This window comes from Streptomyces poonensis (assembly GCF_014650915.1).
Taxonomy (GTDB): Bacteria; Actinomycetota; Actinomycetes; order Streptomycetales; family Streptomycetaceae; genus Streptomyces; species Streptomyces poonensis.
This window is the reverse complement of the sequence record NZ_BMVW01000009.1, coordinates 129,885-152,448: the sequence shown is the minus strand read 5'-3', so window position 1 is coordinate 152,448 and position 22,564 is coordinate 129,885. Positions and strand designations below refer to the sequence as shown.

18 protein-coding genes and 1 pseudogene are annotated in these 22,564 nt (G+C 71.2%); 9 read left to right on the top strand and 10 right to left on the bottom strand.

Annotated elements, in window-relative coordinates; genetic code table 11:
* Nucleotides 1-211 precede the first annotated feature (211 nt).
* From pflA to IE242_RS22370, 6 genes and pseudogenes are all read right to left on the bottom strand, one after another.
* On the bottom strand, nucleotides 212-958 hold the full coding sequence (gene pflA, locus IE242_RS22390) for a pyruvate formate-lyase-activating protein (RefSeq protein WP_189862001.1): 747 nt from the start codon (nucleotides 956-958) through the stop codon (nucleotides 212-214).
* Entirely contained in the window at nucleotides 955-3,216 is a 2,262-nt protein-coding gene (gene pflB / locus IE242_RS22385) for a formate C-acetyltransferase (RefSeq protein ID WP_189861999.1), read from the bottom strand. Before pflB ends, pflA begins: the two co-directional genes overlap by 4 nt.
* Before the next feature lie 191 nt (nucleotides 3,217-3,407).
* Nucleotides 3,408-3,605 (bottom strand): annotated as a pseudogene (locus IE242_RS39245) (hypothetical protein); the annotation flags it as partial.
* A 314-nt stretch (nucleotides 3,606-3,919) separates the two neighbouring features.
* On the bottom strand, nucleotides 3,920-4,750 hold the full coding sequence (locus tag IE242_RS22380) for a universal stress protein (protein ID WP_189861997.1): 831 nt from the start codon (nucleotides 4,748-4,750) through the stop codon (nucleotides 3,920-3,922).
* Between the two features lie 263 nt (nucleotides 4,751-5,013).
* On the bottom strand, nucleotides 5,014-5,454 hold the full coding sequence (locus IE242_RS22375) for a pyridoxamine 5'-phosphate oxidase family protein (RefSeq protein WP_189862188.1): 441 nt from the start codon (nucleotides 5,452-5,454) through the stop codon (nucleotides 5,014-5,016).
* A gap of 562 nt (nucleotides 5,455-6,016) precedes the next feature.
* Nucleotides 6,017-6,940, bottom strand: a complete 924-nt coding sequence (locus IE242_RS22370; RefSeq protein WP_189861995.1) for a carbamate kinase — start codon at nucleotides 6,938-6,940, stop codon at nucleotides 6,017-6,019.
* A gap of 619 nt (nucleotides 6,941-7,559) precedes the next feature.
* On the opposite strand from IE242_RS22370, the gene IE242_RS22365 reads away from it, so the two are divergent.
* Nucleotides 7,560-8,024 (top strand): cyclic nucleotide-binding domain-containing protein, encoded by a 465-nt coding sequence (locus IE242_RS22365; protein WP_189861993.1) that lies wholly within the window; start codon nucleotides 7,560-7,562, stop codon nucleotides 8,022-8,024.
* A gap of 41 nt (nucleotides 8,025-8,065) precedes the next feature.
* Nucleotides 8,066-8,770, top strand: coding sequence for a CBS domain-containing protein (locus tag IE242_RS22360; protein ID WP_189862187.1), 705 nt, complete (start codon nucleotides 8,066-8,068; stop codon nucleotides 8,768-8,770).
* A 125-nt stretch (nucleotides 8,771-8,895) separates the two neighbouring features.
* Here IE242_RS22360 and IE242_RS22355 read toward each other — a convergent pair whose 3' ends face one another.
* Entirely contained in the window at nucleotides 8,896-9,792 is an 897-nt protein-coding gene (locus IE242_RS22355; RefSeq protein WP_189861991.1) for a universal stress protein, read from the bottom strand.
* Between the two features lie 198 nt (nucleotides 9,793-9,990).
* Here IE242_RS22355 and IE242_RS22350 point away from each other — a divergent pair, with 198 nt between their 5' ends.
* The 7 genes from IE242_RS22350 (at nucleotide 9,991) to adhE (ending at nucleotide 20,209) form a co-directional block, all read left to right on the top strand.
* A complete protein-coding gene (locus IE242_RS22350) occupies nucleotides 9,991-11,712 on the top strand; it encodes a SulP family inorganic anion transporter (protein ID WP_189861989.1) in 1,722 nt (573 codons plus the stop codon).
* 314 nt (nucleotides 11,713-12,026) lie between these two features.
* On the top strand, nucleotides 12,027-13,241 hold the full coding sequence (locus IE242_RS22345) for a globin domain-containing protein (RefSeq protein WP_189861987.1): 1,215 nt from the start codon (nucleotides 12,027-12,029) through the stop codon (nucleotides 13,239-13,241).
* Nucleotides 13,242-13,301: 60 nt separating this feature from the next.
* Nucleotides 13,302-13,577 (top strand): hypothetical protein, encoded by a 276-nt coding sequence (locus IE242_RS22340; protein WP_189861985.1) that lies wholly within the window; start codon nucleotides 13,302-13,304, stop codon nucleotides 13,575-13,577.
* Between the two features lie 199 nt (nucleotides 13,578-13,776).
* On the top strand, nucleotides 13,777-15,348 hold the full coding sequence (locus IE242_RS22335; protein ID WP_189861983.1) for an oleate hydratase: 1,572 nt from the start codon (nucleotides 13,777-13,779) through the stop codon (nucleotides 15,346-15,348).
* 853 nt (nucleotides 15,349-16,201) lie between these two features.
* A complete protein-coding gene (locus IE242_RS22330) occupies nucleotides 16,202-16,585 on the top strand; it encodes a hypothetical protein (protein WP_189861981.1) in 384 nt (127 codons plus the stop codon).
* 100 nt (nucleotides 16,586-16,685) lie between these two features.
* Nucleotides 16,686-17,456, top strand: a complete 771-nt coding sequence (locus IE242_RS22325) for a CBS domain-containing protein (protein WP_308436772.1) — start codon at nucleotides 16,686-16,688, stop codon at nucleotides 17,454-17,456.
* 98 nt (nucleotides 17,457-17,554) lie between these two features.
* Entirely contained in the window at nucleotides 17,555-20,209 is a 2,655-nt protein-coding gene (adhE, locus tag IE242_RS22320; RefSeq protein ID WP_189861979.1) for a bifunctional acetaldehyde-CoA/alcohol dehydrogenase, read from the top strand.
* Between the two features lie 434 nt (nucleotides 20,210-20,643).
* Here the strand turns inward: adhE and IE242_RS22315 are convergent, their stop codons facing one another.
* The 3 genes from IE242_RS22315 to IE242_RS22305 form a co-directional block, all read right to left on the bottom strand.
* Nucleotides 20,644-21,021, bottom strand: coding sequence for a hypothetical protein (locus IE242_RS22315; RefSeq protein WP_189861978.1), 378 nt, complete (start codon nucleotides 21,019-21,021; stop codon nucleotides 20,644-20,646).
* Nucleotides 21,018-21,686 (bottom strand): recombinase family protein, encoded by a 669-nt coding sequence (locus IE242_RS22310; RefSeq protein WP_189861976.1) that lies wholly within the window; start codon nucleotides 21,684-21,686, stop codon nucleotides 21,018-21,020. Before IE242_RS22310 ends, IE242_RS22315 begins: the two co-directional genes overlap by 4 nt.
* A gap of 106 nt (nucleotides 21,687-21,792) precedes the next feature.
* On the bottom strand, nucleotides 21,793-22,452 hold the full coding sequence (locus IE242_RS22305) for a hypothetical protein (protein WP_189861974.1): 660 nt from the start codon (nucleotides 22,450-22,452) through the stop codon (nucleotides 21,793-21,795).
* Nucleotides 22,453-22,564 lie beyond the last annotated feature (112 nt).

Below are 22,564 nucleotides of genomic sequence, written 5' to 3'. Positions count from 1 at the left end.
GGTGCTCTGGAATGCCGATCACCGCCGTCCCCACTGCTGCCTTCCGGGGACCAACCGTGCCCCGTACCTGAAGAGGGTCAACGCCCCGGTACTGCCCGTCGCTCGCACGAAAAGCGATGTCCTATGGGCCCTCCCGTACGCCGGGGCACTGCACTGTCACTGTCGCTCTTCGGCCTTGTGCACTTCGCTCTCGCCGTAAGGGGGTCCTCGTTCAGAGGGCCCGCAGGCCGTGTGCCCGGAACTGCTCACGTACCCGCTCGGTCAGGTCCGGGCCCGGGGTGGGTGTGTCACGCAGGGGGAAGGGAATCCTCAGCGCGTCGTACTTGTGGGCGCCGAGCTTGTGGAAGGGCAGGACGTCCACTCGGTCGACGTTGCCGAGCCCGGAGAGGAAGGTGCCGAGCCCGTCGACGGCCGCGGGGTCGTCGGTCCAGCCGGGCACGAGGACGTACCGGATCCATACCGGGACGCCGAGCCGGTCCAGGCGGGTGGCGAAGTTCAGGGTCGGGGAGAGGTCGCCTCCGGTCAGTTTCCGGTAGGTGGTGACGTCGAAGGACTTGATGTCCAGCAGCACCAGGTCGGTGTCGGCGAGGAGTCCGTCGGTGGCGCGGGCGCCGAGGAAGCCGGAGGTGTCGAGGGCCGTGTGCAGACCGAGTTCCTTGCAACGGCGGAAGATGCCGGCCGTGAAGGCGGGCTGCAGCAGGGCCTCACCACCGGTGAGCGTCACTCCCCCGCCGGCGGTGGTGAGGAAGGCCCGGTACTTCTCGATCTCGGCCATCACCTCGTCGACGGTGGCCCGCTTGCCGTCGCGCATGTGCCAGGTGTCCGGATTGGCGCAGTACAGGCAGCGCAGCGGGCAGCCGCTGACGAAGAGCACGAACCGGGTCCCGGGACCGTCCACTCCCGTGGACAGGTCCCAGGAGTGGATCCGGCCCGTCACCGGCTCGAGGACGGTGCTCACAGCGATCCGTGGAAGGTGCGGCTGATCACGTCGAGCTGCTGCTCACGGGTCAGGCGGACGAAGTTGACGGCGTACCCGGAGACCCGGACGGTCAGCTCCGGATACTTCTCCGGGTGTTCCATCGCGTCCTCGAGCGTCGCCCGGTCCAGGACATTCACGTTCATGTGGAAGCCGCCGGAGGCCATGTACGCGTCGAGGATGCCGGCCAGATGGCCCGCCCGCTCGGCCGGGTCGTGCCCCAGTCCTTCGGGCGTGATCGTGGTGGTCAGGGAGATGCCGTCACGGGCCTGCTCGTACGGCAGCTTGGCCACCGAGAGCGCCGAGGCGGCGACCCCGTGCCGGTCCCGGCCGTTCATCGGGTTGGCGCCCGGTGCGAAGGGCTGTCCGGCCCGTCGGCCGTCCGGGGTGTTGCCGGTGTGCTTGCCGTAGACGACGTTGGAGGTGATGGTCAGCACCGACTGGGTGTGTTCGGCGTCCCGGTAGGTGGGGTGCTTGCGCACCTTGGCCATGAACGACTCCACCAGGCCGGCGGCGAGGGCGTCGGCGCGGTCGTCGTTGTTGCCGTACGCCGGGAACTCGCCCTCGACCTCGTAGTCCACGGCCAGCCCGGTGTCGTCGCGCAGCACCTTCACCCGCGCGTGCTTGACGGCCGAGAGACTGTCGGCCGCCACCGAGAGGCCGGCGATGCCGCACGCCATGAAGCGGTGCACGGGGTAGTCGTGCAGGGCCATCTCGATGCGCTCGTAGGCGTACTTGTCGTGCATGTAGTGGATCACGTTGAGCGCGTCGACGTACGTCTCCGCCAGCCACTCCAGCATGCGGTCGTACGCCGCCGACAGCTCCTCGTAGTCCAGGTACTCCCCGGTCAGCGCAGGCACCGCGGGTGCGATCTGCTCGCCGGTCATCTCGTCCCGGCCGCCGTTGACCGCGTACAGCAGCGCCTTGGCCAGGTTGACCCGGGCACCGAAGAACTGCATCTGCTTGCCCACCGCCATGGCGGAGACGCAGCAGGCGATCGCGGTGTCGTCGCCGGTACGCGGGCGCATGAGGTCGTCGGACTCGTACTGGATGGCGCTGGTGTCGATGGAGACCTGCGCGCAGAACCGCTTGAAGCCCTCGGGCAGCCGGGGCGACCACAGCACGGTCAGGTTCGGCTCGGGGGCCGGTCCGAGGTTGTACAGGGTCTGCAGGAAGCGGAAGGAGGTGCGGGTGACCAGCGGGCGTCCGTCCCTGCCGATACCGCCGATGGACTCCGTCACCCAGGTCGGGTCGCCGGAGAAGAGGGCGTCGTACTCGGGTGTGCGCAGGAACCGTACGATCCGCAGCTTGATGACGAAGTCGTCGACCAGCTCCTGCGCGCGGGGCTCGTCGATGCGGCCTTCGTCCAGGTCGCGCTGGAGGTAGACGTCCAGGAAGGTGGAGGTGCGGCCGAGGGACATCGCGGCGCCGTTCTGCTCCTTCACCGCCGCCAGGAAGCCGAGGTACAGCCACTGCACGGCCTCGTGCGCGGTGGTGGCGGGGCGGGTGACGTCGCAGCCGTAGGAGGCGGCCATCTGCGCCAGTTCGCCCAGTGCCCTGATCTGCTCGGCCAGTTCCTCACGATCGCGGATGACGTCCGGGGTGGAGGGCCGTGCGTCCAGCAGGGCCCGCTCGGCGCGCTTGGCCGCGATCAGCCGGTCGGTGCCGTACAGGGCGACACGCCGGTAGTCGCCGATGATCCGGCCACGGCCGTAGGCGTCCGGCAGCCCGGTGATGATTCCGGCCTTGCGGGCGGCACGCATCTGGGGGGTGTAGGCGTCGAAGACGCCGTCGTTGTGGGTCTTGCGGTAGGTGCCGAAGACGCGCGTGACGAAGGGGTCGGCCTTGTAGCCGTACGCCTTCAGCCCGTTCTCCACCATCCGCAGCCCGCCGTTGGGCATGATCGCGCGCCTGAGCGGGGCGTCGGTCTGCAGGCCGACGATCAGCTCGCGGTCGCGGTCGATGAAGCCCGGCCGGTGCGAGGTGATGGTGGAGGGGGTGCCCGGGTCGACGTCCAGGATTCCCTTACGCCGTTCCTCGGGGAACAGACGAGCGACCTTGCCCCAGACTGCCAGCGTGCGCTCGGTCGGCCCGGCCAGGAACGAGGAGTCGCCCTCGTACGGCGTGTAGTTGGCCTGGATGAAGTCGCGTACGTCGACCCGGTCCCGCCAGTGCGAACCGGCGAAGCCTCGCCATGCCTCGGTCGTCGCCCGGGGTTCAACTGCCATCGTTGCCGTCATTGCCGGTCTCTCCCTCACTCCGCGCGCAGAATCTCTGCCCTTTCGATGCTCGTGGCCCGCGATGCCCTCGGGGAGGGCCTGCCGGCGTACCCGCGGCGCGCCATCCGTCCCCGCTGTGTCGGGCCGTTGGTCCCCGTCGCGCCGAGCCTGCCGCCAGTGGCCCCGGTCTGACGAGCGCGCGACCCTCGATTGAGCCAGTGGCTACGTCCGACGAAGGACAGCCATGTCCAAGCCCTGCCAGGCCCTGCCGGGCCCCGGGTGGCGCCGGCGTTCGCGGCCGCGCCGGCGATGAGGACGACGGCGTAGATGACGTGGTAGTCGGCGAACGGGCCGGGCGACGTGCTCGGCGAGCCGTCGGACAGGTGCCGGGCCGGCGGCCACTCGGCGATCCGCCCCGGTGGCGAGCAGCCGCGGCTTGACGTGCTCCGGGTACAGCGCAGCGGCTCAGCCGCCAGGGGTTTGGCCAGGAGGTGGATCCGACCGGCGGGCAGGTGACTCGCGGCGCGCCAGTGGCGTCCGGCGTCCTCGGTCCGTCGTCCGTGAGCGGGGCCGACGCCTGCTGCGTGACGACGGACATCATGGATCCCTCCCGGATCGGGCTTCGGCCGGAGGTGCATGCGGGTCCATGCCTCCCCCGCACTCCCCCGGCAGCCGGACACCTGCCAGGGGCCGGCCGGGCCGTCCCTGGCCTCGGTGCTCGTCATCAGGTCGTCGGCACCAGAACCACAGGGCAGTGGGAGTGATGGAACAGGACCTGCGCGACCGGGCCGAGTGGTGGTCCGAGCCGGCCCGCGCGCCGACGCGCGCCGATGACCACGACGCCGGCCTCGCGGGTACCCGCCAGCAGGGCGTGGGCCGGCCCGGTGCGGACCGTGCGGACGTCGACCTCGACCGCGGGGTACTCCTCCCGCAGCCGGGCGATGCCGAACCGCGGCACGGCTTCTTCCGCCCGGTCGTCCCGGGCCTGGCGCACCTGACCGGGGCTCGTCGCGGCTACCAGCGAGGGCAGCTCGGGCCTGGTGTGCCGGTGCGTCGCGGAGTGCAGGACACGCAGCGGGGCTCCGCGCCGTGCCGCCTCCCGGAAGGCGTAGGCGGCCGCGGTCTCGTCGGCGTCGCTCTCCAGACCGAGCAGCACCTCGCGCCCCTCGTCGCAGGGGTGGTCCCCGCGGGCGACCAGCAGCGGACCGTGCACCTGCGCGGCCAGGCGCCAGCTCACCGAGCCGGCCAGCAGGCCGGAGACACCGCCGAACCCCCGAGTGCCCACGACGGTGAGGACGGCGCTCTCGCTCTCCCGCGCCAACGCCTGCACCGCGCCGCTCTCCACGGCCGCGGTCTCCACAGGCAGGCCCGGATGACGCTGGTGGATCCGTGCGGCGGCCGAGGCCAGAACCGGCCCCGCCTCGTCGCGATCAGCCACGGCACAGACGATGCGCAACGCCGTGCCGCGGCGGACCGCCTCGACCGCGGCCCGGTCCAACGCGCGTACGGCGGCCACTGAACCGTCCACTCCGACGACCACATGACGGATGGTCATTGTCGTGTTCCCTTCTCTTCGAGCGCGAGGTGTACAGCCCTCGTGCAACCGAGGGTTGTGAGGGAGCTCGCCGCCGGCCGACCGGGCCTCTGTCCCACGGCGGCTCCACAGCGGATGTTCGTCGTCCATGGCCACTCCCGGGCAGAGCCCCCACAGAGCCCGTCGAAACGCCGTACGGCCCCCGTGCTGCCGGGCCGACCGGCCCCGGTCCCGGTCCCGGTCCCGGACGGACGAGAAGAACGGGAGGGAGGGAAAGAGGAAGCTCAGGCGGTGAGGTCCACCCCGTACAGGGTGCGTCCGCCGACGAGCTCACGCCCGGTGACCAGTTCCGGCTCGATACGGACGAAGACCTCCTGCGGTGAGGGCACCCAGGAGGGCGGAACGGTGCGGGCCAGGCCTGCGTGCTCGGCGGGGTCGGTCACCACCACGGCGGCGCCGGTGACGACGACGCTCCAGCCGGAATGCCGGACCGCGTCGACGTCGTCGGCCTCGAAGGCGACCACCGCGCCGTCGATCGCGCGGACCAGTTCCGAGGCCGCGGAAGTGCGCAGCACAACCGCGCCCTCGCCGTTCACATGGAAGTTCACCGGCAGCACGGCGGGCAGGGCCTGGCGCGTGTAGACGATGCGCCCGACGGGCACCTTGGTCAGCCGCCGCAGGCACTCCTGCCGCCCGAGTTCGTGGAAACCGTCGTTGGGATACATCAGCAAGCCCGTCTTTCACCCGATTACAGCGGATCTGCGTCTTCTCCATCCTGAGCCGGACGGGGTCCGGGAGTGAGGGGCCATCGGTCCCGGCCATGCCGGAGAACGACCCGTGTCGCACCGTGCTCGACGGGCCCGCCGGTCCGGGGGCGCGGGTGCCTCCGCGGGCGCGGGTGCCCGCTGGCCCGTCGGGAGCTTCGCGCCGCCGGACAGGACCGGCATACCAAGCGGAACCGAGCAGTAGGGTTCATCGGCCCCACCCGGCCTGGCCCTTCCTGTTGTCTCAGCCCTGTCCGCCCGGAGGTGAGCGGGCCGACCACCGTGGCCGCGCACGTCGATCCGACGTTCCATGACCCGGTGATCTCCGCCTCGCTCGTGCGCTACCCACGCGCTCGGCATGTCGGGGACACCGTCCGGCGCTTCGGGCATCCAGCGCGTCGTCCGTTGACGCCATGGGCCGTCCGAGACGTCTTCGGGCGGGTCAGGCCAGGGGCTGGGGCCACGGCACGGTACCGCTCCCCGGGCCGGGGAACCGTCCGGTCCAATGCGTTCCGGCGGCATCTCAGCCCACAGCCAGATCGGGGCGGACCAGGGTCCCCGACCTCCCGTGGACGATCTCGTACGCCGCGTCCAGCGCGCCGATCGCGGCCAGTCCGCCGGTGCGTTCGACGAACCGGGCGGCGGCCTCCGCCTTGGGGCCCATGGAGTCGGCGGGGAAGCCTGCGCGGCGCAGGTCGTCGGGAGCGGCGTCGAGGACGGGATGCCGGTCGGGAGTGCCGTAGCCGGTGTAGACGCACGGGACGTCGGTGAGGATGAGCAGGAAGTCGGCCTTGAGTTCCTCGGCGAGCAGGGCGGCGGTGAGGTCCTTGTCGACGACCGCGTCCACTCCGCGCAGCGCTCCGGTGTCGCTGTCGGCCGTGACGGGCACACCTCCGCCGCCGGCACAGATGACCAGCGTTCCGCAGGTGAGCAGGTCGTGAATGGTCTCGGTCTCGACGATTCCCACGGGCGTGGGTGAGGCGACGACCTGGCGCCACCCGGTGGCGTCCTTGGCGATGTGCCATCCGTGCCTTCGCGCGAGGGTGCGGGCGACGTCCCCGGGGTACACCGGGCCGACGCGCTTCGCGGGTCGTGCGAAGGCCGGGTCGTCGGCCCGGACGAGGGTGTGGGTGACGAGTGCGGCGATCTTGTGGCCGGGCAGCGTGTCGTGCAGGGCCCGGACCAGCAGCGAGCCGATCAGGCCCTCGGTCTGGGCGCCCAGCAGGTCCAGCGGATAGGGGGCGGTGAGGACGGGGTCGGCCGCGCTCTCCCTGGCGAGCAGGCCGATCTGCGGCTCGTTGCCGTGGGTGACGACGATCTCGTGTTCGAGAGCGAGAGCGGCGACGGCGGTGGTCACCCGGTCGATGTTCGCCTGCTGCACGGCGGCCTCGGGGCGCTCGCCCCGGTGCAGCAGGGCGTTGCCGCCGAGAGCGATGACGATACGCATGGTTCGGGTCCTCCAGGGGTCACGTGTACGGCCTCGATGGTGTGCAGCTGGTTCGTGCTCCACCCGGTCGGAGCCGGAGGAGGCTGGTGAGGGAGCACGTACCGCCGCTCCTCGGTCCGTTGCAGGCAGTGCGTGTCCGACGTCCGGGCTGCCGGTGGCGGCCGGTGCCCTGCCGTCGGCCTGGCCTGGCCTGGCATGTCGGCCAAAGGCTTCCCCGGCTCACTGATGTGCAGGGATCCGATCAGGACGGCGGGGCGTCGCCGTCGCCCTCACGACGGTCGGCTGGCGACGGATGCGGCGCCGCCGCGCCCGCAGCACCAGCGCGTCGAGCGTGGCGCTGAGCACAAAGCCGGCCGTGGTCGACATCCCCAAAAGGACGGCGGTCGGCCTCCGGAACTCCGGAGTCAGTGACGTACCCACCCTGCACACTCCGTTCCGCTTCCGTCCGGTCGGCTCTCGTCCCCATCGAACCTCCGGGCCCGTCCGGGCACAGGGTGCCGAAGGCCCCGGACGCGGTGCCGGGCGGACCGGTCATGGGGCCGGACGGCCCATCGCCCGCCACCGGACACGGCAGCACGCTGGACGTGGCAGGTCCGTAAGCCCTGACTGGAGGCACGCCATGTACGCTCCCGCCACGGCCACCATGCTGCAGGCACTCCCGGCCGAGCACCAGCAGCGGCTGATGCGCTTCGCCCAGGAGGTGTCCTTCCCGCAGGGCGCCCGCATCTTCGAGGAGGGCGGCCGCGCCGACCGGTTCTGGATCATCCGCACCGGCGCCGTCGACCTCGACATGCGTGTGCCCGGCCGCCGCGCCACCGTCATCGACACCCTCCGGCACAACGAACTCGTCGGCTGGTCCTGGCTGTTCGCCCCGCACACCTGGCACCTGGGTGCCGAGGCGGCCAGCCCGGTGCGCGCCTGGGAGTTCGACGCCACCGCGATCCGCTCGCTGTGCCAGGAGGACCCCGTGTTCGGCGCGAGCGTCGCCCTGTGGGTGGGCGGTGTCCTCGCCCACCGCCTGCGCTCGACCCGCACCCGGCTGCTGGACCTGTACGCCCCCTACGGCAGCGGCAGCCTCCTGTGACCGCCCACGACTCGCAGTACGACAGCCACCCGGGAGGGACGATGCACGGCAGCCCGCACGTCGTCGGTGACGTGATGACCCACACCGTCGCCGCCATCGGCCGCGATGCCACCTTCAAGGAGATCGTGCGGATGATGCACGACTGGAAGGTCAGCGCCCTGCCCGTCCTGGAGGGCGAGGGCCGCGTCGTCGGGGTCGTCTCCGAGGCCGACCTGCTCCCCAAGGAGGAGTTCCGCGACAGCGACCCCGACCGGCACACCCAGCTCCGGCGCCTGCCCGATCTCGCCAGGGCCGGTGCGGTGACCGCCGGGGAACTGATGACGTCTCCCGCCCTCACCGTCCAGGCCGACGCGACGCTCGCACAGGCCGCGCGGGCCATGGCACGCGCCAAGGTCAAGCGACTGCCGGTCGTCGATGACCTGGGCATGCTGCAGGGAATCGTGAGCCGCGCCGATCTGCTGAAGGTGTTCCTGCGCGACGACGAGGACATCGCCGAGGAGGTCCGTCGGGAGGTGGTGTCGTACCTCTTCCCCGCGCCGGCATCGGCCGTACGCGTGGCGGTGCGGGAGGGAGTCGTGAAGCTCGGCGGCCGCATGCGGGACACCTCCCTGGTCCCGGTGGCCGCACGGCTGGTCCGGGCCGTCGAGGGGGTCGTGGACGTGGAGTTCGACCTCTCCGGGCACGCCCATTCCTCCGAGCCGGCCACGGTTCCGTCGGCGCACGGCGGGGACACCTCGCCGTTGTGACCCGCCCCGCACTCCGCCGGTGAGATCTCGACAGTGGCAAGGTGCTCGCTGCGGCAGCGTGCGGGGTTCCACGGTGCCGGGGTGCACCTCGCTCCTGGTGGCTTCTCCTCGAGGGTCTCGGATCGTCAGTCGTGCGCGACGACGGCGACGGGGGCCGTGGCGTGGTGCAGCACGGCGTGCGTGACGGGGCCGATGTGGGCTCCGAGCGGGCTGCGGCGGATGCGGCGGCCGACGACGACCAGGGACGCCTCGCGGGAGGCGTCGACCAGGTGGACGGCGGCACTGCCGGAACGGGACTCTTCCATGACCTCGACGGCCGGGTACTTCTGCTTCCAACGGTGCAGCACCTCGGCCAGTGAGGCGGCTTCCTCCTTGCCCAGCAGGGCGTTGAGCTCGGGGTCGGCAGGCAGGCCGTAGGCGAAGTACGGCGGCAGGTTCCAGGCGTGGACGACCCGTAGGGGTGCGACACGGCGGGCGGCCGCCTCGAAGGCGAAGGTGAGCACCGTCTCGTCGGGGTGGTCGGTGTCGAGCCCGAGGACGACGGGCCCGCCGACGGCCTGCTCCGTGGCACGCACCAGAACCACAGGCCGCTCGGTGCGCGCCACGACGGCCTGGCCCACGGAGCCGACGAGGAATCCTCCGCGGCCGCTCAGTCCCCGGGAGCCCAGGACCAGCAGCGCGGCGTCCTTCGCCGCCTGAGTCAGCACCTCGGAGGGCCGGCCGGAGACCTGCTCCACCGACACGTCCAGTCCGGTGTGACGCAGCTTGAGGTCCTCGACCACCTCGCGCGGCATGCTCCCCCGGCCGGAGACCAGGGGGACCCCCGTCTCGCCTCGCTCGCTCCACCGCTGCTGCGTCTCGGCACCGAGGAACCGCGCCAGGGCCACGGGCTCGGGAACCGGCTCCACGACGTGAACGAGTGTGAGCGGCAGGAAGCGCCGCTTCGCCTCGCGGGCCGCCCACTCCGCCGCGGCACGGCTCTCGGCCGAGCCATCGACACCTACGACAACACTGCGGATCATGGTTTTCTGTCTCCTCGTCCGGGATTCGCGGGATTCGATGCCAGCGTGACGGAGCGGGGGACCGGTGACGCAGGGGCCGCAAGTCCCCGACCGGGGCCAGTGGGCCCTGCGGGCGGCGGCACGGAGTGGGCCAATGGCCCCCTTCGCAAGACCCGTTGGGCCAGTGGATTCTTGAGGCCACCCGTCAGAAGGAGGCTCATGTCCCGCAGTTCGGGCGACCGTGCTCCGCGAGGGAGCGGGCGGCGCCGTCCGACACCCGGGCTCCGCACGCTCCTCGGCTACCGGCGGTCGTGGCTGAAGGGCGACGTACTGGCCGGAGTGACGGTGGCCGCGTACCTCGTGCCCCAGGTGATGGCCTACGCGGGCGTGGCCGGGCTGCCGCCGGTCGCCGGGCTGTGGGCCATCCTGCCCGCGCTCGCCCTGTACGCCGTGCTCGGGTCCTCCCGCCTGCTCTCGGTGGGCCCGGAGTCGACGACCGCGCTCATCACGGCGACGGTGGTCGCTCCCCTCGCCGCCGGAGATCCGGCCCGGTACGCGGCGCTGGCGGCCACGCTCGCGATCACGGTGGGACTGCTGTGCGTGGTGGCCTGGGCCACGCGGCTCGGCTTCCTCGCGGATCTGCTGTCCCAGCCGGTGCTGATCGGCTACCTGACGGGCGTGGCGCTCATCATGATGGTGGACCAGCTGCCCAAGCTGACCGGCGTCGACACCACGGGTTCCGCGTTCTTCCCGCAGCTGTGGTCCTTCGTCCGGAACCTGCCGGACACCCATCCGGCCACGGTCGTCTTCGCCGCCGTCACTCTGACGCTCCTCTTCGCCGTCGCCCGGTACGTCCGCGCCGTCCCCGGCCCCCTGCTGGTGGTGGTACTGGGTACCGCGGCCGTGGCAGCGTTCGGGCTCGACGACCGGCACGGCATCGAGGTGATCGGTGACGTCCCCGCCGGCCTGCCCGGGCTCGCCGTGCCGGACCTGACCGAGCTGCCGCACCTGGTACTGCCCGCGCTGGGCGTCCTCCTCGTCGGCTACACCGACTTCATCCTCACCGCGCGGGCCTTCGCCGGCCGGGACCGGGGCGCGGACACGCTGGACGCCGACCGCGAGTTCCTCGCCCTGGGTGCCGTCAACCTCGGGGCGGGCGTGCTGCACGGCTTCCCGGTCAGCAGCAGCGCCGGCCGCACCGCGCTCGCCTCCTCGGCAGGCGCCCGCAGCCAGGCGTACTCGCTCGTCGCCGGCGCGGCCGTCCTGGCCGTGCTGCTCTTCCTCGGGCCGCTGCTGTCGCACACTCCGAAGGTCGTGCTGGGCGCCCTCGTCGTCCATGCGGCCCTCCGCATGATCGACCTGGTGGGCTTCCGGCGGCTGGCATCGTTCCGGCGCAGGGAGCTGCTGCTGGCACTCGGCTGCCTCGCCGGGGTCCTGGCCCTGGACATCCTGTACGGGGTACTGGTCGCCGTCGGCCTGTCCGTGGCCGAACTGCTGGCCAGGGTCGCCCGCCCGCACGACGCCGTCCAGGGCCTGGTCCCCGGCGTCGCCGGCATGCACGACATCGACGACTACCCCGAGGCCCGCACCATTCCCGGCCTGCTGGTCTACCGCTACGACTCCCCGCTGTTCTTCGCCAACGCGGAGGACTTCCGCCGCCGGGCCCTGACCGCGGTCGACGAACAGACCGGCCCGGTCCGTTGGTTCGTCCTCAACACCGAGGCCAACGTCGAGGTCGACATCACCGCCCTGGACGCCGTCGACGCGCTCCGCCGCGAACTCACCGACCGCGGCATCGTCTTCGCCCTCGCCCGCGTCAAGCAGGACCTGCTGGACGACCTGACGGCGTACGGTCTCGCGGACACCGTCGGCACCGAGCGGATCTTCCCCACCCTGCCGACGGCCATAGCCGCGTACCGGAAGTGGTGCCGCGACCAGTAGGCCGCCCGGCGACCCGTACTCAGCCACACGCTGCTCGTGAAGTGCCCGCGCACGCCGTCGTTGCCGGACGTATCGTCCGTATCGGATGCATTGGACCGCGGCAGCGGACAGGGCCGGCGGGAGGATGTCCTTGCACCATCCGGCCCCGGCCCCGGCGGGACCCGTGGGGCCGCCGTGCCCGAATCGACGGGGCCGTTCGGCCCCTCTTCGCCCAGCGCCGCCGAAACGCGGTCCGGTGCCTGCTACACAGAAGACGGCCGCCCTTCGGGCCGCGGCGCCTGTCCCACCTCACCCCACCTCGCCCGGGAGTCTTCATGCTGTCCGCAGAATCCGCCGCCGTGGTACGTGCCACCCTGCCCGCCGTGGCCGGAGCGCTCGACGAGATCACCACCCGCTTCTACGGCGCGATGTTCCGCGACCGGCCGGAACTGCTCGACGGGATGTTCAACCGCGGCAACCAGGCCAGCGGAGCCCAGCGCCGAGCCCTGGCCGGGTCGATCGCCGGGTTCGCGACCGCGCTGCTCGACGACCCGGACACCCGCCCGGACGCACTGCTGGACCGCATCGCGCACAAACACGCTGCCGTCGGGGTCACCGACGATCAGTACACGATCGTGCACAAGTACCTGTTCGCGGCGATAGCCGAGGTGCTGGGCGACGCGGTGACACCGGAAGTGGCGGCCGCGTGGGACGAGGTGTACTGGCTGATGGCCGGCGCCCTGATCGGCCGGGAGGCCCGCCTCTACCAGGACGCGGGCGTCGAGCCCGGACACATCTGGCGGCAGTGGACGGTCGTCGGGCGCCGCAGCGAAACCGACGACGTGGTGTCCTTCCTGCTCCGCCCGGCCGATGGCGGACCGGCACCGCGGGCGCGGGCGGGCCAGTACGTGAGCGTACGGGTGCGGATGGCCGACGGGGTGCACCAACTGCGCCAGTACAGCCTGTCGTCCGACCCGGGCGGGGATGTGCGGCGCATCACCGTCAAGCGGGTCGCGGGCACGTCCGGCGCGCCGGACGGCGAGGTGTCCAACCTACTGCACGACCAGGTCCGCGAAGGGGACGAACTGACGCTCTCCGCACCCTTCGGCGATGTCTTCCTCGATGACCGGGCCGACGCGACCACCCCGGTCGTCCTCGTCTCCGCGGGCATCGGCGGCACCCCCATGACGGGCATGCTGGCCCATCTGGCCGCCCTCGGTTCGCCCCGGCCGGTGCTGGTCCTGCACGCCGACCGCTCCCCCGCCGACCACGCCCTGCGGACCGAGACACGTGAGCTCGTCGGGCAGCTGCCGGGTGCCCGCGCGGTCTTCTGGTACGAGCAGCCCGGCGCGGAGGAACCCGACGCGCGGGAGGGCCGGATGAACCTCGACGGAATCGAAGTGCCCGACGACGCCACGGTGTTCCTGTGCGGCCCGCTGCCGTTCATGCGCGACGTCCGCGGACAGCTGCTGCGTGCCGGAGTCCCGGCACGGCGTATCCGCTACGAGGTCTTCGGACCCGACCTGTGGCTGCCCAGCCCGGCGGCCTGAGCGACCGTGCCCCGCCAGGAAGGCCTGAGCAGCCTTGCCCTCGCGTGGTGGGGAAGCACCATGACCAGCGACAAGGATGAGGCCACGCCCCCAGCGCGACTGCGTTACGACGCTCCGGTGGACAAGGACACTTTCGACCACGCCCGCACGGAGATCCACGCCGGCATGAGCCGGCCGGGGCTGTCCGCCGGCACCGGCGAGGAGGCCACCGGACCGGCAGTCGTCGACAAACTGGTGGACCGGCTGCGCCGCCGGACCGACGGGGCCGCCCATGCCCGGGACGACGGCCACCGGACGACGGCGCCGCCGTGGCGTGGCGGCCGGCGGTCCGCGTAGGGGTCCACGATGAGCACGGCCCGGTCGGTGACGGTCCACCGGCCGGGCCGTCGTCCGTCCCCGCCCGCCCCCGCGGCAGCCCTGTTCACGGGGCCGTCCGGACCAGGCGGGTGACCAACGGCCCACTGACGGCGCCCCCGGCACTGGAAACAGTGGGATGTGCGGTTTCCCGATCGACGGGCGAGAACGAGGAGTTGTGATGGCGAAGGCTTATCTGGTGGGCAGCGGCATCGCGGCGCTCGCCGCGGCCACGTTCCTGATCCGCGACGGCGGGTTCGACGGAGCGGACATCCACCTCTTCGAGGAGCAGCGGAACATCGGCGGCAGCCTGGACGCGGGCGGCACGGCCGACGCCGGCTACACCATGCACGGCGGGCGGATGTTCGAGGCCGAGTACCGCTGCACGTACGATCTGCTGTCCGGCATCCCCTCGCTCGACGACCCCTCGGTGTCCGTGAAGCAGGAGATCCTCGCCGGTCACGAGGACTTCGCCTGGGACGACGCCGCACGCCTCGTCGACGGCGACGGAAAGATCGTCGACGTGCGCTCCCTGGGGTTCTCCGAGCGCGACCGTCTGGACCTGGTCCGCTGCCTGGTGACCCCCGAGGGACACCTGGACGACAAGCGGATCACCGACTGCTTCACCGAGCACTTCTTCACCACGAACTTCTGGTTCCTGTGGTGCACCACGTTCGCCTTCCAGCCCTGGCACAGCGCCATCGAGTTCCGCCGTCACCTCCGGCGCTTCATCCACCTCTTCCCCGAGTTCTCCGCCCTGTCCGCCATCCGGCACACCCGCTACAACCAGTACGACTCACTGGTGCGGCCCGTGAGCTCCTGGCTCCGCGCTCGGGGCGTCACCGTCCACACCCGCTGTCACGTCACCGACCTCGGGTTCGCGCCCGGGTACCGGTCCACCACGGTCAAGCGCATCTACCTGACCCGGGAGGGCCGTGCCGAACAGATCGACGTGGCCCCCGACGACCTGGTCCTGGTCACCAATGGCTCCATGACCGACTCGACCAGCCTCGGCTCCCACTTCGCCGCTCCGCCACCCCCTCCCCGGAACTCGGACGCCTGGCTGCTCTGGCACCGGCTGTCCAGGGGACGCGACGACTTCGGCAACCCGGACGCCTTCGACAAGCACGTCGAGGAGTCCTGCTGGGAGTCGTTCACCGTCACCACCAAGGAGCCCGCCTTCCTGGACGCGCTCGCGGAGTTCAGCGGGCGGGAGACCGGCCGGGGCGGGCCGATGACGTTCACCGGCTCCAACTGGTTGCTCACCATCGTCGCCGACCGCCAACCCGTCTACCGCGACCAGCCCGAGGACGTCTCCGTCTGGTGGGGCTACGGCCTGTTCCCCGACCGCCCCGGCAACCACACCCCCAAGCCGATGACGATGTGCTCCGGCCGGGAGATCCTCGAAGAGGTCCTGCACCACCTGCCCCTCGACGATGCGGTGGCGGAGCGTGTGCTGGAGACCTCTGTCGTCGTGCCCTGTCTGATGCCGTACATCACCAGCCAGTTCCTGGTCCGCCACCGCGACGACCGCCCGAAGGTGGTGCCCGGGGACTCGGTCAACCTCGCCTTCATCGGCCAGTTCGCCGAGGTACCGGACGACGTCGTCTTCACCGTCGAGTACTCCGTACGCACGGCCTGGACAGCCGTGGCCCAGCTCCTCGGCCTCGACAGGAAACCGCCCGCGGTCTACAAGGGCCACCACGATCCCCATGTACTTGCCGCCGCTCTTGAAACCATGCACCGCCGGTGACCCGGAGCGCGATCAGGGAAGACGGTGAAGTCCTGCCAGGTAGACGGTGGCGCTCTTCTCGCAGCGGGTGCGGCACCGCGTCCCGCTTCAGGCGGTTGAGGGGGTAGCCACCCCGCCGCGTCACGCTGTCCCTGCGGCGAGTCCGCGCAGGATCCGCACGCCGGTGCTCCGGAATTCGTCGTGATCAGGACGACTTCCTGATCGTCCTCGGGCACGCACAGGACGTCGCGGTTCATCCGCGGTCTGCCCGCCACCGGGTGGCCGAGGGGCGTGACGCGGTGCCCGGGAGCATGGGCCGTACGCGTCTCTCAGGTCTGCCGAAACTCCTCGCCGCCGGACCGCATCTCGCCCGGCAGCGCGGCGAGCTGCGTGTCGCACGGGTAGCGGCTCGCGGCTGGCACGGCCCCGCCACCTCGATGCACCCCGCGCCCGAACTGAGCGCGTTGAGCCTTTTCGGCGCGGCCGCACGGCGCTTCGCCCTCTCCCCGTGCCGCTGTACATGGTGGCCGGACTGGCCGTCGGCGACGGCGGCCTCGCCAGCGCAGCGCCTCCTGGGCCGCCCAGTGCACGGCCGCGAGACGGGCGGGGATCCGTCCACTCCCGCGGCGACGCTGCGAAGCATGGCGCGTCCCTCCCGCACGATGGCGGCTTGCCTCGGCCCCGCCCCTCTCCCGGCCGGAAGCCGGTGCTAAGGGGCCGCACGGACCCGAAGCGGGTCCCTTCGGCCTCACAGGTGGAGCGACACCAGACGGCCGGGACCCTCGGCCCCGGACCGGGGTCGGGCGGCCCTGGGACCGGGGCGCGCAGCGCAGCAGTCTTGAAGCTGCCGCAACGATCACAAGGAGTTGAGCACATGACTGCCGAGGACTTTGCCACCCGTGACCTCACCGCCGCCGTACGGGTACGGGCCGAGGGCGACGTGGACGAGGAGTCCCTCGCCTATCTCCGGGAGAAGGTCGTCGCCGTGCTCGACCGTCCCGGGCTCCCGCCCGTCAGCGGCGAGGTGCGCGTCACCAGGGCCACGGCCCACCACGTCGCCCTGCCCTGGTCCGCCGGCGCCGAGATCCAGGTCGGCACCGACCTGGTGCTCGTCCACGCCCGCGAGGCGAGCGCCCATGAACTCGCCGACCGTCTGCAGGACCGGCTGCGCAGCCGCACGGTGCGCGCCGCGCACCGCCGGGACGCGATCCGCAGGACGGCCGCGCCGCCCCCGTGGCGCGGCGGTCCGCAGCGCTAGAAGGACCGGGGGCGGCCTGCCCCCGCGCCCGACGTGGTGGGGAGGGGATCCGGCTGGATGCCCCTCCCGCCCGCGTCGTGCTGATGAAGGAGAACTCACCGTGACATCCCACACTGTCGGTGAAGTGATGACCAGGGAGGTCGTCCAGGCCCGCCGAACGACACCGTTCAAGGAAGTCGTCCGGCTCCTGGATCACCACCGGATCAGCGGACTGCCCGTGGTGGACGACGACGACAAGGTGCTCGGCGTCGTCTCCGGGACCGACCTGGTGCGCGCCCAGGCGAACCGGGCGGGCCACAGCCCGGACCGTGCCGTGACAGCGGCGGACCTGATGTCGAGTCCCGCGGTCACCGTGCACCCGGAGCAGAGCGTCCCGGACGCGGCCCGGCTGATGGAGCGCCGTGGCGTGGAGCGGCTGCCCGTGGTCGACGAGGAGGACCGCCTCATCGGCATCGCCACCCGCCGCGACCTCCTCCGGGTCTTCCTCCGTGCGGACGACGACATCCGCCGCCAGGTGACCGAGGATGTCCTCGCCGGTGCCCTGGGGCTGCCGCCCGGCGCCGTCCGCGTCTCCGTCCGCGACGGGGTCGTCGCCCTCGACGGCCGCGTCGAACTGCGCAGCCAGGTCCCGGAGGCCGTGCACGTGGTGTGGCGGCTGGAGGGCGTCGTCGGCGTGGTGAACGGCCTGGCCTTCCGCGTCGACGACTGCGCCCCGCCCGCGGCGTCCGGTCGCACCGAGGCTGTGCCACCCACCCAGCAGGTGGACACGCGGGAACTCGCCGCGGTCCGGGCCGACCGGCCCTGCCGGCCCGGGTCGAACGGTCCCGGAAGGGGTCCTTCGGCGCCCGCGGCGGCGCCCGGTTCCGCGTGACAGTGAGATCAGGGAGCGGCGCCACCCCCGCGGTGGCGTCCTCCTTCTCAGCGCCGCCGTCCGTTCACGGCGGCCTCTGACAACGGAGGCGCACCACCATGACCCGACAGGACTCGCGGACCACGGCGACGACCGGCACCGAGGCCCCGTCCGACACCGCGGTCGCCGTGGACCGGCTGGTGACGGCCGCCCTGAAGGCGCTCGCCGACTACGAGACGCTCACCCAGGAACAGGTCGACCACATCGTCAAGAAGGCGTCGGTCGCCGCCCTGGACCAGCACACCGCGCTGGCCCGGCTGGCGGTGGAGGAGACCGGGCGCGGCCTGTTCGAGGACAAGGCGGCCAAGAACATGTTCGCCTGCGAGCACGTCACGCACAGCATGGGTCCCATGAAGACCGTCGGGGTCGTCGCCCGCGACGACATCGAAAACATGATCGAGATCGCGGAGCCGGTCGGCGTGGTGTGCGCCATCACCCCTGTCACCAACCCCACCTCGACCACGATCTTCAAGGCGCTGATGGCATTGAAGACCCGCAACCCGGTCGTGTTCGCCTTCCACCCCTCCGCCCAGCGATGCAGCGCCGAGGCCGCCCGCGTCGTGCGCGACGCCGCCGTGGCCGCGGGCGCGCCCGAGCACTGCGTCCAGTGGATCGAGACCCCCTCGGTGGAGGCGACCGGCACCCTCATGCGGCACCCCGGCGTCTCCCTCATCCTCGCCACCGGCGGCAACGCCATGGTCAAGGCCGCCTACTCGGCCGGCAAGCCCGCCCTGGGCGTCGGCGCCGGCAACGTCCCCGCCTACGTGCACAAGAGCGCCAAGCTGCGCCGGGCCGTCAACGACCTGGTGCTGTCCAAGTCCTTCGACCACGGCATGATCTGCGCCTCCGAGCAGGCCGTCATCCTGGACGACGCGATCTACGACGCGGCCCTGGCCGAGTTCCGCACCCTCCACGTCCACCTGGCCACCCCCGAGGAGAAGGCGAAGCTGGAGGCGTTCCTCTTCCCCGCCACCGGCGGCGCGGGCGCCGGCTGCGAGCCCAAGGTCAACGCGGCGGCCGTGGGGCAGAGTCCGGCGTGGATCGCCGAGCAGGCCGGCTTCACCGTGCCCGCCGACACCTCGCTCATCCTCGTCGAGGCCGAACGGGTCGGCCCCGACGAGCCGCTCACCCGCGAGAAGCTCTGCCCCGTCCTGGCCGTCCTGCGCGCCGGGGACGAGCAGCAGGGCTTCGCCCTGGCCGCGGACATGGTCGCCTTCCACGGCCAGGGCCACAGCGCCGTCATCCACACCGAGGACCCGGAGCTCGCGGAGGCCTACGGCAGGCACATGAAGACCGTACGGGTCATCGTCAACGCCCCTTCCTCGCAGGGCGCGATCGGCGGCATCTACAACAGCCTGCTGCCCTCGCTGACCCTCGGCTGCGGCTCCTGGGGCAGCACGTCGGTGTCGAACAACGTCTCCGCCGCCCAGCTGCTGAACGTCAAGCGGGTCTCCACCCGCCACAACAACCTGCAGTGGTTCAAGGTCCCGCCGAAGATCTACTTCGAGCCGCAGGCCATCCGCTACCTGACCTCCATGCCGGACGTCCACCGCGTCACCGTCGTCACCGACGCCACCATGACCCGCCTGGGTTACGTCGACCGCGTCACCCGGGTCCTGCAGCGCCGGCCGGAACCGGTGACCGTCCAGATCATCGACAACGTCGAACCCGAGCCGAGCATCGACTCCGTGCGACAGGGCGCCCGCCTCATGGGCGACTTCCGCCCGGACACGATCATCGCGCTCGGCGGCGGCTCCCCGATGGACGCGGCCAAGGTGATGTGGCTGCTGTACGAGCAGCAGGCCGCCGGACACGACATCGACTTCGCGGACATGCGGCAGAAGTTCTCCGACATCCGCAAGCGCGCCTTCCGCTTCCCGACCCTGGGCAAGCTGGCCCGCCTTGTCTGCATCCCCACCACGTCCGGCACCGGCGCCGAGGTCACCCCGTTCGCGGTCATCTCCGACCCCGCCACCGGCAAGAAGTACCCGCTGGCCGACTACGCGCTCACCCCAAGCGTGGCCATCGTCGACCCGCTGCTGACCACCGCGCTGCCCCCGGCGCTGGCCGCCGACAGCGGCTTCGACGCCCTCACCCACGCCATCGAGGCGTACGTCTCCGTCTACGCCAACGACTTCACCGACGGCCTCGCCCTGCACGCGATCCGCCTGGTCTTCGACCACCTCGAAGCGGCGGTGAACGACCGCGACCGTTCGCCCGAGGCACGGGAGAAGATGCACAACGCCGGCACCATCGCCGGCATGGCCTTCGGCAACGCCTTCCTCGGCATCGTCCACGCCATGTCCCACACCCTCGGCGCCACCTTCCACATCGCCCACGGCCGCACCAACGCCGTCCTGCTCCCCCACGTCATCCGCTACAACGGCACCGTTCCCGGCAAGCTCACCGGCTGGCCCAAGTACGAGGACTACCGCGCTCCGGAACGCTTCCAGGACATCGCCCGCACTCTGGGCCTGCCCGCCGCCACCCCGGCCGAGGGCGTGGAATCCCTCGCCTGGGCCGTCGAGCAGCTGCGCGACGCCGTGGGCATCGAGCCGACGTTCGGCGCGCTCGGGGTCGACGAGCGGACCTTCCTGGATGCCCTGCCCCAGCAGGCTCTCAACGCCTACGAGGACCAGTGCGCGCCCGCCAACCCCCGTATGCCGATGCTGGACGACATGCAGGAAATCATGCGCGCGGCCTACTACGGCTGAGCGCAGTCGGCCGACGGACACCGAAGCCGGCCGGGCAGGGGCTACGGAGCCCCTGCCCGGCCGGCGTGCAGGCACCACGGCCCGTTCACGGGCACACGGGCGACACAAGAGCCGGCCGCGCAGGGCGCCGGATCTCCTGCGCCCGCCCGTACCGGAGAACTCGCGGCTCCGGCCCCACCAGAGGTACACCCAGTGCCCGGACTTCGGCGACGGGCACCGACGAGCTGCTCCCTCGACGGTACGGCGGCGTGTTCTCAGCGTCCGGTGGTGTCTGCCCGGCGTTCGGCGGCCCGTCCTTCCATGTCGGCCCCGGCCTCCTATCTCTGACCCACGGTGCAAAGTAGCGGGGCGCTCATGCGCTGGTCGGTCTGTTGGGAACAGTAGGTCACGCCAGGCAGGTCGCTGCCGTCTGGCGTTTTGTACTGCTCGGGCGGTCAGGCGTCGCGGTCGACTTCGGGGTGCGTGAACCGCACGGGCTTGCCCAACGACCGGGCGTAGGCGATTTCGGCTCGGGTGCTGTCTCCGATGTAGTCGCCGACTACGAGCACCTCATCAGCGAGCCGGATCTTCGCTCGGTGCAGATCGTCGAGTCGAACCTTCAGCGCCTCGGCCTCGACAGGATCGGACCAGAATTCGTGCGGCGACTTCATGTCGCAACCCGGCTTGACGACAATCTTTCCGGCTTTGGTCTCCCGCAGATCGGCCTCGGTCATCTCGGTCATGAAACGGGTGGAGCCGCAGATCACGACGATACGCGGGAGGCTCAGCCGCTTCTTCGCGTCGGCGAGTTCCTCCTCGGGGTTCTGGGTCACTTGCTGGCCTCCAGCTGGTGGGGAACACCTGCGGCCCGTAGGTCGCGCAGGTCGGGGATGTGGTTGTAGAGGGTGCCCGGGGAGACGCCGAGGAGCTTGGCGATCGAGGTGATGGAGCGGCCGGGGTCGGGCAGCAGGTCCCGGGCGGCCCTGATGACTTCCTCGGTGGCGACGGTGGGGCGTCCGCCGACCCGGCCGCGGACGCGGGCGGCGGCCAGGCCCTCACGGGTGCCCTGCACGATGAGTTCGCGGATGAACTCCGCCAGGGCGGCGAAGACGTGGAAGATGAGTCGGCCGCCGGGGGTGGTCGTGTCGAGGTTCTCGTGCAGCGAGGTGAAGCCGATGCCGCGCTCGCGCAGTTCGGCGACCATGTTGATGAGGTCTTGGAGGCTGCGGCCGTAGCGGTCCAGGCTCGGGACGACGAGGGTGTCGCCGGCGTCGAGGAAGGCGTGGCACGCCTTCAGCTCCGGGCGCAGGTCGGTCTTGCCGGACTTCTTGTCCGCGAAGATCTTTCGGCACCCGGCGGCGGTGAGCGCATCGATCTGCCGTTCGAGCTTTTGGCCGCCGGTCGACACCCGCGCATACCCGATCTTGATTTCGGTACGGACGAGCGGTTCGGCGACGAGGAGTTCGGGACGGCCGGACGTCTCCGGAAGGTCACTCATGGCCCCGGATCATGTCAGAAAACGGCGGTCCAGAGTTCTTGAATGCCCCGGGTTTTGAAGGGTTTTTTGAAGATCACCGGGCCTCTTTCGGGGGCCAAGAACCCCGCTATCGGCCTTCCGGCGACCCGTGCCCCATGGGGTACTTCTCCCGGATCAGGGCCGCTAGTTCGTCACGAACCACGACCAAGTCGTGCATCGTCCCGAGTGCCTCCTGCGCCCACACACGCAGTGACTCGCGATCAACCGACTGGGCGGTCAGGGCCTCGCTCAACGCTACACGGTTGGCTACAACCCAGGCTCGACGCCGATCCGTCGCATTCTCAAATTCGGACAGGAGGTCTGGGCAGTACACACGCATCATGTTGCGGAGATTGCGCCGTGCGGCTTGTTGCCTCTGCCCAGGAGTCAACCTCTTGACGAAGGAGACCTTCGGAGCCAGCTGTTGGCTGACTTGTTGCGACATGCCCTCAACGACCCCGTAAGCGATATTGCTCGTGCCGCCGATCATGGTGACTGAGCCACCGAAATTGAACGGGCCCTTCCACCGTACTCGTCTCGGCGGACTGCTCATGCCGTTGAGCTTGTGCTGGATTAACGTTGCGCTCTCAGCGGCAGCGCCGACCCAAGCGTCGACAATCGCGTGCAATTCCAAGAGACTGGCGTGGAGAGCAGGCCATTGGGGCGAGGTCGTCGCCTGCCCCTTGACGCCCTGCACGATCGCGCCACCAGCGCGCGCGACGATGGTCGCTTCTGGGCCTGTGAGCATCCCTACTACCTCCTTGGTGCGGGCAGGCTCAGCATCCTGCCGCGCAGTGCCGACGACGGCTAGAGGAGCACACCTCCGGTGCACTCCAACTGGGTCGCTACCAGGTGCGCGA